The following is a 15,457-nucleotide window of genomic DNA, read 5'->3' on the forward strand; positions in this document are numbered from 1 at the left end:
GCGGCCGCGGCAGGCGGTGCGGCGGACGTCGTCGACGACGCGGGCGATCTCGGCCCCGAGGCGCAAGGACGCCTCGCCGCGCTGCTCGACCTCGTGGCGGAGGGCGACCGCGCCGCCCTCATCGTCACCGCCGACCCCGCCCGCGCCACGACCCACGTCGGCGCCGCCCCGACCCGCAGAGAGGTCTCCGCATGATCGCCCGCATCCTCAGGGCCCCGCTCACCCGGCTGCTCGTCGTCGCGATCGTCCCCGCGGTCGTGCTCGGCGTGTTCGTCGCGGCGCTCGCCGCCGCCGACGCCGGCACCGCGCGCATCCCGGCCGCGCTCGTCAACGACGACGCCCTCGTGCAGACGAAGAACGACGACGGCACGACGACCACGGTCGCGGCCGGCCGGCTCGTGGTGACCGGGCTCACGAAGCCCGCCGCCGCCGACGCGCCGGCGGGCGCCGGCATCGACTGGACGCTGACCAACACGAAGGACGCCGCGCAGATGCTCGCCGACGGCGACGTCTACGCGATCGTCACGATCCCGAAGAGCTTCTCGAAGTCGATCTCGACCGTCTCGACGGCCACGCCCAAGCAGGCCGACATCAGCATCCGGACCGACGACGCGCACGGCACCCTCGTCAGCCAGATCGGCGGCGTCGTCGGCGACACCATCGCCTCCACGGTCGGCGGCCAGATCACGACGAGCGTCGTGTCCGGCCTCTACGGCGGCTACGCGACCGTCCGCAGCTCGCTGCTGAAGGCGGCGGACGGGGCGTCGAGCCTCGGCGACGGCGCGACCTCGCTGTCCTCCGGGCTGTCGAAGGCGGCGGACGGCGGCGACGGGCTCGCGTCCGGCGCCACCTCCCTCGGCGACGGCGCCCGCGGCATCGCCAACGGCGCGAGCTCCCTCGGCAACGGCTTGGACACGGCCGCCGCAGGAGCGCAGAGCGCCGCGGACGGCGCGAAGCGGCTGTCCGGCGGGGTCGACACCTACACGGACGGCGTCACGAAGTACACGAAGGGCGTGGACACGCTGCTCGACGGCGTCGTGTCGGGGTCGAAGACCTCCGCAGCGGCCCAGTCGAGGCTCGCGTCGGGCACCGGCACGATCGCCGGCGCGCTGCGGCAGCTCGCCGCGGGCGACCCCACGCTGTCGGCGCAGGCTTCGGGCACGCTGACGCAGCTCGCCGGGCAGCTGGACACGATCTCGGGCGGCCAGTCGCAGCTGGCGGCCGGCTCGTCGCAGCTCGCCGGCTCGGCCGGGATCGCGACGCTGCGCGCCTCCGGCCCGAGGCTGTCGTCGGGCGGCGCCTCCCTCGACCGCGGCGTCTCGTCGCTCGCCGGCGGCCTCGCGAAGCTGCCGGCGGGCATCCGCTCCGCCGCGAGCGGCGCTGACCGCCTGGCGACGGGAGCGGCGCAGCTCGGCTCCGGAGCCGACCGGCTGTCGACCGGCGCGTCGCAGCTGACCGACGGCGTCCGCAGGAGCGCCACGGGGGCCTCGAAGCTCGCCGACGGCGCTGACAAGCTGGGATCCGGGCTCTCCGACGGGGCGAAGCAGGTGCCGAATCTCACGAAGGCGCAGCAGCAGCAGGCCGGCAAGGTCGTGGCGAACCCGGTGGACGCCTCCGCCACCCGCGCGAACGCGCTGTCCGGGCCCGGCCAGATCGTCTCCACGCTGATCGTGCCGGTCGGCCTGTGGATCGGCGCGGCCGCGCTCGTGCTGCTGTTCGGCGCGGTGTCCCGGCGCCTCCTCTCGACCGGGGTGGGCACCGGACGGCTGGTCGGCGGGGCGCTGCTGCGCGGCGTGGTCGTCGCGGTCGTGCAGGCGGTGCTGATCGTGGTCGTCGTCGCCTCGACGCTCGGCGTCTCGTGGGGTGCGCTCGTGCCGCTGTTCCTCGTGGCGGTCGTGGCGGGCATCGCGTTCCTCGCGATCCACCAGCTGCTGCAGGCGCTGCTCGGCGCGGCGGGCACCGTGGTCTCGATCGTGCTGCTCGGCGTGCAGCTGGTCGCGGTCGGCGGGATCTATCCGATCCAGCTGGTGTCCGCGCCGTTCCAGGCGATCAGTCCCTTCCTGCCGCTCACCGCGGCGGTGAACGCGACGACCGCCGTGCTGACGGGCGCCTCCGGGGCGGCGGTCGCCTCGGGGCTGTTCTCGCTCGCGCTGTGGGCGCTGCTCGCCTTCGTCCTCACCGTCGCGGTGGTCGCCCGCAGGCGGACGTCGACGGCGCTCTTCAGCGCGACCCCCGCCCTCACCTAGCCACCCGTTTCGTTTCGTAGGTGTGGCAGACCTACGAAACGGAACGGATGCCTACCCTCGAGGACCGTGACGCGGGTGCACACGAAGCGGCGGGCGGACGCGCCGGCGGGGTTCTTCGAGGCGGAGGCCGCGGGCCTGCGCTGGCTGGCGGAGGCGGGCGGCGCGCGGGTCGTCGAGGTCCTCGCCGTCGAGCCGGGCCGGATCGACCTGGCTGCGCTCGCGATCGACCGGCCGACGGCCCTGCACGCGAGGGCGCTCGGCGGCGACCTCGCCGTCACGCACGACGCCGGCGCCCGCGCGTTCGGCGTGCCGCCAGGCGACTGGGCCGGCCCGACCTTCATCGGGAACCAGCGGCTCAGCACCCGAACGGAGGGGTGGCCCGCATGGGGCGCGTTCTACTGCGCCGAGCGGGTGGTGCCGTACGCGGAGCGCGCAGCCGAGCGCGGCGCCATCGGCGGATCGGACCTGCGGCTCCTCCGCGAGGCATGCGACCGCCTCGCCTCCGGGGACCTCGACGACGGCGAGCCGGCGGCCCGCCTCCACGGCGACCTCTGGAACGGCAACGTGCAGTGGACCGCCGACGGCGCGGTGCTCATCGACCCGGCCGCGTCCGGCGGCCACCGGGAGACCGACCTGGCGATGCTCGCGCTCTTCGGCTGCCCCCACCTGGCGGAGGTGTACGCGGGCTACCGTGCGCAGCACCCCCTCCGCCCGGGCTGGGAGGACCGCATCGGTCTGCACCAGCTGCACCCCCTCGCGGTCCACGCCGCGAGCCACGGGCCGACCTACGCCCCGCCGCTCGTCGCGGCGGCGCGGAGCGTGCTCGATCTGCCCGCAGCGCCCGGCGGGTAGCCTGATGGCGACATGACGGACACCGGGAGCGAACGGTTCGACTTCGTGGTCGTCTCGAACCGCCTCCCGGTCGACCGCGTGCTCGCGCACGACGGCACCCCCTCGTGGAAGCCGTCGCCCGGCGGGCTCGTCACCGCGCTCGAGCCCGTCATGCGGGCGAACGACGGCGCGTGGGTCGGCTGGACCGGCGTCGCGGACGACGACCAGCAGCCCTTCGAAGCCGACGACCTGCACCTCGTGCCGGTCCGCCTCTCCGCCGAGGCGGTCGAGCTGTACTACGAGGGCTTCTCGAACGACACGATCTGGCCGCTCTACCACGACGTCATCGCGCAGCCCACCTACAGCCGGCGGTTCTGGGACGCGTACGTCGCCGTGAACCAGCAGTTCGCGGAGGCCGCCGCGGAGGTCGCCGCGCAGAACGGCACCGTCTGGGTGCAGGACTACCAGCTGCAGCTCGTGCCGCGGATGCTGCGAGAGCTGCGCCCCGATCTCGTGATCGGCTTCTTCAACCACATCCCGTTCCCGGCGTACGGCCTGTTCTCCCAGCTGCCGTGGCGGCTGCAGATCGTCGAGGGCCTGCTCGGCGCCGACCTGATCGGCTTCCAGCGCCGCGCGGACGCGGGCAACTTCCTCCGCGCCGTCCGGCGGCTGTTCAAGGTGCAGACCCCGCACGGGCGCGTCGAGCTGCCCGCGGCGGGGGAGGGGCGGTGGCCGAACTCGATGTCGGACCGTCCGCGCTCCGTGGTGGCGAAGCACTTCCCGATCTCGATCGACGCGAAGGCGTACGTGGCACTGGTGGAGGATCCGGCCGTGCGGGCGCGCGCCCAGCAGATCCGGGACGATCTCGGCGACCCGGGCACGATCATGCTCGGCGTCGACCGGCTCGACTACACCAAGGGCATCCAGCACCGCTTCACCGCGTACGCGGAGCTGCTGGCCGAGGGCAAGCTGGACGTCGACGACACGGTCCTCGTGCAGATCGCGAGCCCCAGCCGCGAGCGGGTCGAGACCTACCGCGCGCTGCGCGACGAGATCGAGCTGACCGTCGGCCGGGTGAACGGCGAGTACGGCACCATCCGGCACTCCGCGATCAACTACCTCCACCACGGCTACCCGCGGGAGGAGATGGTCGCGCTGTTCCTCGCCGCCGACGTGATGCTGGTGACCGCGTTGCGGGACGGGATGAACCTCGTCGCGAAGGAGTACGTCGCGACCAGGGGGGACGACGACGGGGTGCTGGTGCTCAGCGAGTTCGCCGGCGCGGCGGACGAGCTGAAGCAGGCGCTGTTGATCAACCCGCACGACATCGACGGGCTGAAGCGGGCGATGCTCACCGCGGTGCACATGACCCGCGCGGAGCGGCGGACCCGGATGCGCGCCCTGCGCCACCGGGTGCTCGTGCACGACGTCGAGCGCTGGTCGAGGGACTTCCTCGAGGCCCTCGCCGCGATCCGTCCGAGGGCGTCCGCGCAGGCCGCGGCCGCGACGGAGGACTGATGGCGATCGACGACCGGGTCGGCCAGTCGGGCAGCGGCGTCCGGCGGGCGCTCCGCGACGCGCTCGGCACGTTGGCGGGCGCGCAGCGGCTGCTGATCGCCCTCGACTTCGACGGCACCCTCGCGCCGGTGGTCGACGACCCGGAGACGGCGCGGGCGACGCCCGAGGCGCGGCGCGCGGTCGAGCGCCTGATCGAGCTGCCCGACACCCGGGTCGCGCTCGTCTCCGGCCGCTCGCTGCGGGACCTCGAGCAGGTGGCGTCGTTCGACGACCGGGTGCTGCTGGTCGGGTCGCACGGCATCGAGCTGCGGCTCGACGACCCCGAGGACGTCCTCGCGCTGGACGCGGCGGAGCGGCAGCAGCTCGACGTCCTCGGCCAGGTGCTGGACCAGATCGCGGACACGCTCGACTCCGTGTGGCTCGAGCCGAAGCCCGCGGGCTTCGCGCTGCACACCCGGCTCGCCACCGACCGGCACAGCCGGGTCGCGCACCTGGTGGCGATCAACGAGCTGAAGGCGGAGGCGCCGGACGCGAAGGTGCGCCTCGGCAAGAACGTCATCGAGTTCTCCGTCCGGTCGACGACGAAGGGTGAGGCGGTCGAGCACCTCCGCCGGTACACCCACGCGAGCGCGGTGTTCTACGCGGGCGACGACGTCACGGACGAGGACGCCTTCGTGGCGCTGGGCGCCGACGACTTCGGGCTGAAGATCGGCGACGGCCCGACCGCCGCCGACCACCGGGTGACGAGCCCGAAGGAGGTCGCCGCGGTGCTCTCGCTGCTCGCGAACCTGCGCGAGACCCGCGAGCACGACGCCCCCGGCACCAACTAGCGCCCGCCCGCCGAGATTGCGCCGCTGAGGGGCAGATGCGCCTGCTTCGGCGGCGACATCTGTCCCTGCGCGTCGCAACTCCTCGAGGAGGGTCCAGGGGCGTCGGTGACGCATCCGCTCCTCCACACCGCCGGACCCGGCACACCGTTCCCCCACCGGGCACGATGCCTGCCATGGACCCGTGGACGCAGCGGTTGTTCGTCGTTCGGGACGGCTCGCACGACGACGCGGAGCGCCGCGAGCCCGCCCGCCGGGTCGAGCGGCGGGAGCTCGAACGGCTTCGACGCGGGGTCGCGGTCGATCGCGCGGCCTTCGAGACGGGGACGCCGGAGGAGCAGCACGTCGTCCGGATGCGAGGCGTCGCGGCCGTGGCTCCGGAACCGGTCGTGTTCTCGCACTTCTCCGCCGAGGTGGTGCACGGGCACCCGCACATGCGGAGCCGACTCGCGCGGGTGCACACCACCGTCGGGAGCGCGACGGAGCGCGGTCGCGACGGGGTCGCGGGGCATGTGTTCCCACTCCTGCCGTCGGAGGTGATGGTGGTCGGAGGGCTGCTCGTCACGACCCCCGAGCGAACGGTCGTCGACGTGGCGGGAGCCGCGCCGTTCGGCGAGGGGGTGATGGCCGCGGACGCGGTGCTGCGAACGGGTGCGCCCAGGTCGCTGCTGCTCCAGGCCGCCGACCTGGCAGGGCCGAGGCAGGCTGCTCGGCGCATCCAGCACGTGATCGACTTCGCGCACCCCGGTGGGGAGGGCGCGAACGAGTCGCTCAGCCGCGTCGGGATGCTCCGCCTCGGGATCGAGCCGCCAGAGCTGCAGCACCTGCTGTGGGACGATCTCGGCTTCGTCGCGTGGCTGGACTTCTGGTTCCGTCGCGTCCGCGTGGGCGGGGAGGCCGACGGCCGGGTCAAGTACCTCGACCCGGCGCTCGCGAAGCAGGGTGCGGGGATGGCGGTCTGGGAGGAGAAGCGCCGGGAGGATCGTGTGCTGCCGATGGTCGACGGGCTCGCCAGATGGGGCTACCGCGAGGCGGCCGACCACCTGCTGCTCCGCCCTCGGTTGGCCGCGTTCGGCGTCGTCCCTCCGCGACGCGCAGCGACGCTGGCCGACTACGCCGCGGCGGCGCGCGACGCCGTGCCCCGGCCACGCGTCCCGACACGTCCGTGAGCCGCCGAGGGACAGATGCGACCGCCGGTGCAGCGACAACTGTCCCTCAGCGGCTCGACCAGCGGCCGCGCCGCCGGCGGAACCAGGCGACCAGGCGGGCGATCCGGGTCGCGAGGAACGTCGCGAGGCCGATGCCGAGCAGCAGGCCGCCGACCACCAGAAGCGTCATGCGGACCACCAGCGCTCGATGTCGGGCAGCAGCGCCGTGAGGGTCGCGGCCCGGAAGGTCGGGTCGCCGTCGCCCAGGCCGAAGCGGTCGACGAACGCGGTCGCCGCTCCGATCGCGGCGGCCGGCTCGAGGTCGTTGGCCCACACGTCGCCGACGGACAGGAGGCGGTCGGGCGCGAGCCCCGCCTCGGCCAGCAGCCTGGCCAGCACGGCGCCCATCCCGCCCGGCTTCCCGGCGTCGCCGATCAGCGCGTCCAGGCGCCCGTCGAGCCCCAGCCGGGCGAGCACCGGCTCGATGCCGTCGACGGGCGCGTTGGTCACGAGCACGCACCGCACGTCGGCGGGCCGCCGCGCCAGCACATCGGCGAGGCCGTCCGGCGCGACCACCTGGAGGTCCCCGTCATGCAGCCCCGCGCGGCTGCGCGCGTACGCGGCGGACCGCACCTCCTCCGCCACCCCGTGGGCCCGCGCCCACTCGGCGACCAGCGAGTAGCCGTCCCGGTAGCCGTCGCCGGTCCCGACCCAGTGCGCGAAGGCGTCGTCGGCGGCGCCGCCCGCGACGCCGCGGAAGTAGTCGAGCACCGGTTCGTCGCCGACCGCGACGGTGCCGTCGAAGTCGAGCACGACGAGGCGCGACGCGGACGAAACAGGGCCGGAACGCATCGTCCGTACGCTACCCGCGCATCGGGCACGAACGAGGGAGCGACGATGAGCACGGTCGACAAGAGCACCGCCGGCCTGGGTGAGCGGCAGTACCACATCGGCATCGCGCCGGGGGAGGTGGGCACGGTCGCCCTGCTGCCGGGGGATCCGTTCCGGGTGCCGCTCGTCGCGGAGTTCCTCTCGGACGTCCGCGAGGTCGCGCACCAGCGGGAGCACCGCACCATGATCGGCATGTACAAGGGGCAGCTGATCACCGCCACCTCGACCGGCATGGGCTGCCCGTCGACCGCGATCGCGGCGGAGGAGCTGATCCGGGTCGGGGTGACGAGCCTCATCCGCGTCGGCAGCTCCGCCGCCGTGCAGCCCGGCGTGCGTCCGGGCGACCTGCTCGTCAGCGAGGGCACCCTGCGGAACGACGGCACGACCGCGGCGTACGTGCATCCCGGCTACCCGGCGGTGCCGGACCTGCCGATCACGATCGAGCTCGAGCGGCAGGCCGCGCGGATCGCCGAGCGGGAGGGGGTCGCCGCCCTGAACGGGCTGAACGCGAGCGACGACGCCTTCTACGCCGAGGGGCCGGAGTGGATCGAGCGGCTGCGGCGCGAGGGCGTCCTCAACATCGAGATGGAGTCGAGCGCGCTCTTCGTCGTGGCGCGGCTGCGCGGCGTGCGTGCCGGCATGATCTGCGCCTGCTCGAGCAACCTGGTCGACGGCGCGAGCCTCTACGCGGGGACGAAGGACCGCCTCCACGCCGGCTGGATGGCGAGCATCGAGGCCGCCCTCGAGGCCGCCGTGTCGCTCGGGCTGGGCTCCCCGGCGCCGGTTCCGACGCGCGGCGACGCCGCGTGACGACCGAGCGGGAGGGGAGGAGCGGCGCAGGCCTCGACCTCCACTCGCATCTGGAGGGACGGGTGCGACCGGCCACCGCGGCCTCCCTCGCGAAGGACCTCGGCGCTCCCGCGCCGGCGCAGGGCTGGGCGGCCGCCCTGCGGCTGCAGGAGGCGGGCGACCTCACCGCCTACCTCGCGTGCGTCGCCGCGAGCTACCCGCTTTTCCGGGATCCCGACGCGGTGCGGCGCATCGCGTTCGAGGCGGTCGTCGACGCGGCCGCGGACGGCCAGGTGCACCTCGAGCTGCGGTTCGGTCCCGCGACCCACGTCACGGGCGAGCACGGGCTGGACGACGTCGTCCGCGCCGCGGCGGCCGGGGTGCGGGAGGGCACAGCCGCCACCGGGATCCCGGCGGGGATCGTCGTCGCGGCCCTCCGCCACCACGACCAGCGCACCAACGAGGCCGTCGCCCGCGCCGCCGCCCGCGCTGCGGGCACCGGCGTCACCGGCTTCGACCTCGCTGGGGACGAGTCCCGCTGGCCGGACCTCGAGCCGTTCGCGCCGGCCTTCCGCATCGCCGCGGCCGCCGGCCTGGGACTCACCTGCCACGCGGCGGAGGCCGCCGGGCCGCAGGCGGTCGCGGACGCCGTGCGGGTGCTCGGCGTCGGGCGGATCGGGCACGGCGCCCACCTGGCGGAGGACCCGGAGGCGCTGCGCCGGGCGGCGGACGAGGGCGTGGTGATCGAGATCTGCCCGACGTCGAACGTGTACACGGGCGCGATCGCCCGGGTCGAGGACCACCCCGCTCGCACGTTCCTCGACGCCGGCGTGCGGCTCGTGCTCGGCGACGACAACCCGGTCCAGACGGGGTCGCTGCTGTCGGCCGAGCGGGCGGTGCTCGGGGAGCGCCTCGGCTTCTCCACGACCGACCTGGCGGCCCTCGACGCGGTCGCGGTGGAGGCGGCCTTCCTCACGGCGGACGAGCGCAGGGCCGTCGCGACGGCGCTGGCGCGGTGACCCGATCCGACCCGAACGACGGCGACCGCGATCGTGACCGGCCCGAAACGTCGGCGAAACGCGCCCTGGCTACCGTCGGCCGGACACAGCACCCGTCCCCTGCACGGAAGAGGACCCGCATGCCGAACCAGACCATCTCCTCCGCCTTCGATCGGCGCTCCTTCCTCCGCTTGGGCGGGGTCGGCGCGGGCGTCGTGGGCGGCGGCCTCCTGCTCGCCGCGTGCTCCGGCACGAGCGGCAGCACCGCCACCGGTGGCGCCGCGAGCGGCAAGGCCAGCTACGGCACCATCGCGATCCAGCTCTCCTGGATCAAGAACATCGAGTTCGCGGGCGAGTACTTCGCCACCGAGAACGGGCACTACACGGATGCGGGCTTCGACGAGGTCACACTCCTCGCGGGCGGCGGCAGCACCGGCGCCGAGGACGCGATCCTCTCCGGCAAGGCCCTCGTCGGCCTCTCCTCCGTCTCCCTGACGGCGCCGGCGATCCTGAAGGGCGCCCCGCTCAAGGTCATCGGCACGACGTTCCAGAAGAACCCCTTCTGCCTGATGTCGCTGCAGGAGAAGACGCCGATCAAGACCCTCGCCGACCTGAAGGGCAAGAAGATCGGCGTGCAGTCAGGCGGCAACCAGACGATCTTCGAGGGCTTCCTCAAGGCGAACGGGATGACGACGTCCGACGTCGAGCTCGTCACGACGCAGTACGACATCGCGCCGCTCGAGAAGGGCAGCTACGACGCGCACATGTCGTACATCACGAACGAGCCGATCCTCGCGGAGGCGGACGGGTTCACGCCGGTCGTCCTGGGCTTCGCCGACAACGGCCTGCCGTTCGTCGCCGAGACCTTCACCGCCTCCGACGACGCGATCAAATCCAAGCGCGACCTGCTGAAGGCGTTCCTCGTCGCGGAGATCAAGGGCTGGACCGACGCCGTCAAGGACCCGGCGAAGTCGGCGGAGCTGGCGGTCACGAAGTTCGGCAAGGACCTGAAGCTGGACAAGGACGAGCAGACCAAGGAGGCGGAGGCGCAGAACACCCTCATCCTGACGGAGGATGTGAACAAGAACGGCCTCTTCACGATGACGCAGGACCTGATCGACGAGAACATCGCGTCGCTGAAGGCCATGGGCACCGAGATCACGGCGGACAAGCTGTTCGACCTGTCGCTGCTCACCGAGGTCTACAAGGAGAACCCCGACCTCATCACGGCGTTCACCATCCCGACCAGCTGAGGTCGATCGCCGCCCCACCCCTCGATCCCTGAGGACCGCATGACCGACGTGACCACCGCACCGGCCGGCTCGGCGACGAGCCGGCCCCTGGACGAGCCGCAGCTCGCCACCGGCATCAACATCCAGGGCCTCAGCAAGACCTTCACCGTCGGCCGCAAGCAGGTGCACGCCCTCTCGACGGTCGACCTGGGCACGCGGAAGAACGCCTTCCTCTCGCTGCTCGGTCCCTCCGGCTGCGGCAAGTCGACGATCCTGCGGATCCTCGCGGGCCTCGACACCCCGACGACCGGCACGGCCCTGATGAACGGCCGGCCGACGGCTGAGGTGCAGAAGGCGCACGAGATCGGCATCGCGTTCCAGGACTCCGCGCTGCTGCCGTGGCGCACGGTCGCGAAGAACATCCGGCTGCCGCTCGAGGTCGCGGGCATCACCGCCGATCCGGAGAAGATCGACGCCCTCGTCGAGCTGGTCGGCCTGAAGGGATTCGAGAACGCGAAGCCCGCCCAGCTGTCCGGCGGCATGCGGCAGCGCGTCTCCATCGCCAGGTGCCTCGTGGTGGACCCGACGATCATGCTGCTCGACGAGCCGTTCGGCGCGCTCGACGACATGACCAGGCAGCGCATGAACGTCGAGCTGCTGCGCATCTGGACCGAGAAGCCGGCGACGACGCTGATGGTCACGCACGGCATCAGCGAGGCCGTGTTCCTCTCCGACGTCGTCGCCGTGATGAGCCCGCGCCCAGGCCGGATCGCGGAGGTGGTCGAGATCGACCTGCCCCGCCCGAGGGTGCCCGAGCTGCAGCGCACCCCCGAGTTCCACGCGTACGTGGACCGGCTGTCCGAGATCCTGTTCGGCTCGCACGGGGTCGTGGATGACTGACGTCCGGCTCGACGCGGTCGAGTCGAGCGGGCTGCAGGCGGAGGGTGCCGCGCGCGCCCGCCTCGTCGACTCGGTTCGGGGGCTGCCCTCGTGGGCGGTCGCCGGCGCGGGCGTGGTCGTGATCGTCGTGGTCTGGCAGCTCGTCTCGCTGTCCTTCTCGCCCGCGGGCGACGGGTCGGTCCCGGCACCGTGGCGAGTCGTCGTCACCCTGGTGCAGGACCTGGGCACCGGCGTGACCTGGAACGCGATCGCGCAGACGTCCGCCTCCGCGGGCCTCGGCTACCTCTGGGGCAACCTGATCGCGCTGGCGCTCGCCTTCGTCGTGCTGCTGCTGCCGTTCTCCGAGAGCCTGGCGACCCAGCTGGCGGTCGTCGCGTCGTGCGTGCCGCTCACCGCGATCGGCCCGATCGTGGCGCTGATGTCGCCGGCGCAGAGCCGGATCACGAGCGTGTTCCTGGCCGCGCTCAGCGTCATCTTCACCACCACCGTCGGCGCGCTGCTCGGCCTGCGGTCCGCGAGCGCCACGCAGCTGGACGTCGTCCGGGCGTACGGCGGCTCGCGGCTGACGGAGCTGCGGAAGGTCCGGCTGATCGCGGCGGCGCCGAGCCTGCTCGCCGCGTTCAAGATCGCCGCGCCGGCGGCGTTCCTCGGCGCGGTGCTCGGCGAGTACTTCCTGATCGGCGTTGACTCCGGCCTGGGGCTGCAGCTGCTCGCCGCGAGCGCCACGAACACGTCGCTGCAGATCTGGGCCATCGCCCTGATCTCCGCCGGCATCGCGGGGCTCGCCTACTTCCTCATCGGTCTGATCGGCCGCCTGCTCACCCCGTGGTCGAGCGACGGCGCAGGGAAGGGGATGGCCTGATGGTCGCCGTTCCAGCCGTCCGCCCGCGCGCGGCAGCGTCCACGAACGCGCTGCGGTACACGCTGCGCCGCATCGGGACGAGCGTCGGCACGATCCTCGTCTGCGTCGTCATCCTGGCCGTGCTGTGGCAGATCGCGGTCTCGACGAGCCCGATCAGCTCGTTCATCGCAAAGGGGCCGCTCGACGTCCTCGGCTACTTCACGCAGGACAGCATCACCGGGACCGCCGCCGAGCACCGCGCGACGATCTTCGCCCTGCTGGGGGTGACCCTCGGGCACGCCGCCATCGGGTTCGTCGTGGGCGTCGTGCTCTCGGTGCTGATCGCGATCGCGTTCTTCCTGTTCGCGCCGATCGAGGCGATGTTCATGCCGATCGCGCTGCTGCTGCGCACCGTGCCGCTGCTCGCCATGGCGCCGGTCATCTACCTGGTGTTCGGGGACGGGCTGCTGACCGCCGCCCTGATCGGCACGATCGTCGTGCTGTTCCCGATCCTGGTGAACGTGACCGTCGGCCTGCGCAGCGCGAACCGGCAGTCGATCGACCTCATCCACGTGAACGGCGGCGGCCGCTTCAGCGTGCTCACCAAGGTCGCGATCCCGACCGCGCTGCCGCACTTCTTCGCCTCCATGCGGATCGCCGTGCCCGGCGCGATCACCGGCGCGATGCTCTACGAGTGGCTCTTCACGTTCCAGGGCATGGGCGCCGCCGTGCAGACCGCGAAGGCGCAGTTCGACTACCCGCAGATCTGGGCCGTCACGGTCTTCGTCACGATCGTCGCGATCCTGCTGTACACGGTCGCGACCTTCGTGGAGGCGGCGGTGCTCGCGGAGTGGGGTCCCGACGCGGGCAGGGCCGGCGGCCGATGATCGCCCGTCCCGTCGGCGCGTGACCCGGACCCTTCTCCTCGACACCGATCTCGGCTCGGACGTCGACGACGAGCTCGCCCTCGCGCTCCTCTGGGGCTCGCCCGAGGTGTCGATCCACGCGATCTGCACGACGTACGGCGACACGGCGCTGCGGACCCGGATCGTGCTGCGGATGGCGCAGCTCGCGGGCCGCGGCGTGCAGGTCGCGCCGGGGGAGACGGCGACGCTGTCCGGCGAGGACGTCTGGTGGGCCGGCATCGAGGGCGCCGCGTACGGCCCGCTGCCGGGGCTGCCCGGCTCCGTCCCCCTCCACCCCTCCGCCGGCGTGCGGCTGCTGCTCGACGGTCCCGCCGATGCGGAGCTGCTGGCGATAGGCCCGCTGACGTCCGTCGCCGTGGCGCTCGACGAGGGCCTCGAGGTCGCCGGCATCACGGTGATGGGCGGCGACTGGGCCGATCCCGCCGAGCTGGAGCACAACATCGCATCCGACATCGTCGCGGCCGAGCGCGTGCTCGGGTCCGGCACGCCGATCACGGTGGTCGGGATCGACGTGACCCGGCAGGTGCGCTTCGGGGAGGCGGAGATCGCCCGGTTCGCCTCGTGCGGCGCGCTCGGCGCGATCCTCGCGACCGAGATGCGCTCGTGGATGGCGCGCTGGGACGAGGACTTCGAGGTGCCGCACGACCCGCTGACCGCGCTCGCGATGCTGCAGCCGGACCTGTTCTCCTTCTCGCCGCCCGGCGCGGTCGAGGTGGCGCGGACCGGCGCGGTGCGCCGGCTCGGGCGCGAGGGCTCGGTGCGCGTCGCGACGGGCGTGGACGTCGACGCGGCCCGGACGGCGATGGCCGACCGGATCGCGCGCGGCCTCGGTGAGCAGCGGGAGCCCGTCGCGCGGTAGCTCCACCCTCGCGCGGTAGGTCGACCTACCGCGCGAAGGTGCGGAGTACCGCGCGACGTGGCAGATGGAGGAGGAACGATGACGAAGCGGATGCGGCTCGGCGTGTTCGAGGTGGCGGCGGTGCAGGTCGGCGGCACGCTCAGCTGGCCGCATCCGCGCAGCCGGTCGATCGAGTACCGCGATCCGCGGTACTGGGTCGAGATCGCGAAGCTGCTCGACGACGCCGGCTTCGACTTCCTCTTCTTCGCCGGCGGCTACGGCTACCCGACGGTGCAGGGGCGCCTCCACCCCCTGTCGGTGACCGGCGGCATCAACTTCCCGGGCATCGATCCCAGCTACCTGATCCCGGTGCTCGCGTACGAGACGAAGCGGCTCGGCTTCGTGTTCACCTCCGGCACCGGGCTCGACCACCCGGTGCAGACGGCCCGCACGTTCTCAACGCTCGATCACCTGACCGGGGGTCGCGTGGGCTGGAACATCGTGACCGGGTCCTCGCAGGACGCGATCGCGCGGCTGTTCGGGCACGACGAGATGCGGCAGCACGACGACCGGTACGACCAGGCGGACGAGTACCTCGAGCTGGCGCTGCGGTTCTGGCAGACGGCGTGGGACGACGACGCCGTGGAGGAGGACCGGGAGGCGGTCCGCTACGCGGACCCGGACAAGGTCCACGAGATCGCGTACGCCGGGGAGCACTACCGCTCCAGCGGCTGGTACGCGACGACGCCGTCCCCGCAGCGGACGCCCGTGCTGTTCCAGGCCGGCACCTCCGCCCGAGGGCGTGCGTACGCTGCGCACAACGCGGAGTGCGTGTTCGTGCAGGGCACCACGGTCGCCGCGACGACGGCGAACGTCGCCGACATCCGCGCACGGGCGGCCGCGGAGGGGCGCGATCCCGCGTCGATCCGGATCATGGTCGGCGTCACGGTCACGGTGGGGGAGACGCACGAGGCGGCCGTCGCCCAGCGCGCGGAGTTCGACGCGCTGCAGACCGACGAGGTCGTGAACGTCCTCTACTCCGGCAACACCGGCATCGACCTGCTGTCGCTCGACCCGGACCGCTCGCTCGAGCAGCTCGCCGCCGGGGGCGCGGTGGGTCAGCTGGGGCAGAGCAACATCGACCGCTTCCTGCCGAAGGACGGGTCGCCGGCGCCGACCGTGCGGCAGATCCTGGACCAGCTGAAGGGGCGCGGCACCCGCGGGTTCCAGGTCACGGGCTCGGTGACGGAGGTCGCCGACGAGCTGGAGGACCTGATGGAGCAGACGGATCTCGACGGGTTCCTGCTCGAGCCGATCTTCGCTCCGACGGATCTCGAGGACTTCGCGCGGTGGGTGGTGCCGGAGCTGCGCCGCCGCGGCCGCCTCCCGGGCCAGCCCTCGACCGGCACCCTCCGCGAGCAGCTGATCGGCAACGGCGCGCATCTCGGCGACCACTTCGGAGCCCGCCTCAC

The 15,457-nt window shown here is 73.1% G+C and carries 16 protein-coding genes; 14 read left to right on the top strand and 2 right to left on the bottom strand.

What is annotated here, in order from left to right; translation table 11 throughout:
- From ACFE60_RS11420 to ACFE60_RS11445, 6 genes are all read left to right on the top strand, one after another.
- On the top strand, window positions 1–195 hold a 195-nt coding region (locus tag ACFE60_RS11420), incomplete at its 5' end, for a hypothetical protein (protein ID WP_375388980.1).
- The gene (locus ACFE60_RS11425) at window positions 192–2,246 is read left to right on the top strand and encodes a YhgE/Pip family protein (protein ID WP_375388981.1); all 2,055 of its coding nucleotides are present in this window, start codon (window positions 192–194) and stop codon (window positions 2,244–2,246) included. The genes ACFE60_RS11420 and ACFE60_RS11425, both read left to right, overlap by 4 nt.
- Window positions 2,247–2,312: 66 nt before the next feature.
- Window positions 2,313–3,098 (top strand): fructosamine kinase family protein, encoded by a 786-nt coding sequence (locus ACFE60_RS11430; protein ID WP_375388982.1) that lies wholly within the window; start codon window positions 2,313–2,315, stop codon window positions 3,096–3,098.
- 12 nt (window positions 3,099–3,110) lie between these two features.
- Window positions 3,111–4,595 carry a trehalose-6-phosphate synthase gene (locus ACFE60_RS11435; RefSeq protein WP_375388983.1) on the top strand — a complete coding sequence of 495 codons (1,485 nt, stop codon included), beginning with the start codon at window positions 3,111–3,113 and terminating at the stop codon, window positions 4,593–4,595.
- Complete coding sequence (otsB, locus tag ACFE60_RS11440; protein ID WP_375388984.1) at window positions 4,595–5,425, top strand: trehalose-phosphatase; 831 nt, start codon at window positions 4,595–4,597, stop codon at window positions 5,423–5,425. The genes ACFE60_RS11435 and otsB overlap by 1 nt, the downstream gene beginning before the upstream one ends.
- A 173-nt stretch (window positions 5,426–5,598) precedes the next feature.
- Window positions 5,599–6,591, top strand: coding sequence for a hypothetical protein (locus ACFE60_RS11445; RefSeq protein WP_375388985.1), 993 nt, complete (start codon window positions 5,599–5,601; stop codon window positions 6,589–6,591).
- Window positions 6,592–6,637: 46 nt separating this feature from the next.
- Here the strand turns inward: ACFE60_RS11445 and ACFE60_RS11450 are convergent, their stop codons facing one another.
- Window positions 6,638–6,760 (bottom strand): hypothetical protein, encoded by a 123-nt coding sequence (locus ACFE60_RS11450; RefSeq protein ID WP_375388986.1) that lies wholly within the window; start codon window positions 6,758–6,760, stop codon window positions 6,638–6,640.
- On the bottom strand, window positions 6,757–7,422 hold the full coding sequence (locus ACFE60_RS11455; protein WP_375388987.1) for an HAD family hydrolase: 666 nt from the start codon (window positions 7,420–7,422) through the stop codon (window positions 6,757–6,759). Before ACFE60_RS11455 ends, ACFE60_RS11450 begins: the two co-directional genes overlap by 4 nt.
- A gap of 45 nt (window positions 7,423–7,467) precedes the next feature.
- On the opposite strand from ACFE60_RS11455, the gene ACFE60_RS11460 reads away from it, so the two are divergent.
- The 8 genes from ACFE60_RS11460 to ACFE60_RS11495 form a co-directional block, all read left to right on the top strand.
- The gene (locus tag ACFE60_RS11460) at window positions 7,468–8,271 is read left to right on the top strand and encodes a nucleoside phosphorylase (protein WP_375388988.1); all 804 of its coding nucleotides are present in this window, start codon (window positions 7,468–7,470) and stop codon (window positions 8,269–8,271) included.
- Window positions 8,268–9,269: an adenosine deaminase gene (gene add, locus ACFE60_RS11465; RefSeq protein ID WP_375388989.1), complete on the top strand. Its 1,002-nt coding sequence runs from the start codon at window positions 8,268–8,270 to the stop codon at window positions 9,267–9,269. The genes ACFE60_RS11460 and add overlap by 4 nt, the downstream gene beginning before the upstream one ends.
- 119 nt (window positions 9,270–9,388) lie before the next feature.
- A complete protein-coding gene (locus tag ACFE60_RS11470; RefSeq protein ID WP_375388990.1) occupies window positions 9,389–10,501 on the top strand; it encodes an ABC transporter substrate-binding protein in 1,113 nt (370 codons plus the stop codon).
- A 39-nt stretch (window positions 10,502–10,540) separates the two neighbouring features.
- Complete coding sequence (locus ACFE60_RS11475; protein ID WP_375388991.1) at window positions 10,541–11,380, top strand: ABC transporter ATP-binding protein; 840 nt, start codon at window positions 10,541–10,543, stop codon at window positions 11,378–11,380.
- Entirely contained in the window at window positions 11,373–12,242 is an 870-nt protein-coding gene (locus ACFE60_RS11480; RefSeq protein WP_375388992.1) for an ABC transporter permease, read from the top strand. The genes ACFE60_RS11475 and ACFE60_RS11480 overlap by 8 nt, the downstream gene beginning before the upstream one ends.
- Window positions 12,242–13,108 (top strand): ABC transporter permease, encoded by an 867-nt coding sequence (locus ACFE60_RS11485; protein ID WP_375388993.1) that lies wholly within the window; start codon window positions 12,242–12,244, stop codon window positions 13,106–13,108. The genes ACFE60_RS11480 and ACFE60_RS11485 overlap by 1 nt, the downstream gene beginning before the upstream one ends.
- A 19-nt stretch (window positions 13,109–13,127) precedes the next feature.
- Entirely contained in the window at window positions 13,128–14,006 is an 879-nt protein-coding gene (locus ACFE60_RS11490) for a nucleoside hydrolase (protein WP_375388994.1), read from the top strand.
- Between the two features lie 78 nt (window positions 14,007–14,084).
- A partial coding sequence (locus tag ACFE60_RS11495; RefSeq protein ID WP_375388995.1) for an NtaA/DmoA family FMN-dependent monooxygenase occupies window positions 14,085–15,457 on the top strand: 1,373 nt, incomplete at its 3' end.

The organism is uncultured Amnibacterium sp., from assembly GCF_964245895.1.
Taxonomy (GTDB): domain Bacteria; phylum Actinomycetota; class Actinomycetes; order Actinomycetales; family Microbacteriaceae; genus Amnibacterium.

Coding starts and splice junctions, on each gene's coding strand:
- ACFE60_RS11425 (WP_375388981.1), top strand. CDS start 192: ATGATCGCCCGCATCCTCAGGGCCCCGCTCACCCGGCTGCTCGTCGTC.
- ACFE60_RS11435 (WP_375388983.1), top strand. CDS start 3,111: ATGACGGACACCGGGAGCGAACGGTTCGACTTCGTGGTCGTCTCGAAC.
- otsB (WP_375388984.1), top strand. CDS start 4,595: ATGGCGATCGACGACCGGGTCGGCCAGTCGGGCAGCGGCGTCCGGCGG.
- ACFE60_RS11445 (WP_375388985.1), top strand. CDS start 5,599: ATGGACCCGTGGACGCAGCGGTTGTTCGTCGTTCGGGACGGCTCGCAC.
- ACFE60_RS11450 (WP_375388986.1), bottom strand. CDS start 6,760: ATGACGCTTCTGGTGGTCGGCGGCCTGCTGCTCGGCATCGGCCTCGCG.
- ACFE60_RS11455 (WP_375388987.1), bottom strand. CDS start 7,422: ATGCGTTCCGGCCCTGTTTCGTCCGCGTCGCGCCTCGTCGTGCTCGAC.
- ACFE60_RS11460 (WP_375388988.1), top strand. CDS start 7,468: ATGAGCACGGTCGACAAGAGCACCGCCGGCCTGGGTGAGCGGCAGTAC.
- ACFE60_RS11470 (WP_375388990.1), top strand. CDS start 9,389: ATGCCGAACCAGACCATCTCCTCCGCCTTCGATCGGCGCTCCTTCCTC.
- ACFE60_RS11475 (WP_375388991.1), top strand. CDS start 10,541: ATGACCGACGTGACCACCGCACCGGCCGGCTCGGCGACGAGCCGGCCC.
- ACFE60_RS11480 (WP_375388992.1), top strand. CDS start 11,373: ATGACTGACGTCCGGCTCGACGCGGTCGAGTCGAGCGGGCTGCAGGCG.
- ACFE60_RS11485 (WP_375388993.1), top strand. CDS start 12,242: ATGGTCGCCGTTCCAGCCGTCCGCCCGCGCGCGGCAGCGTCCACGAAC.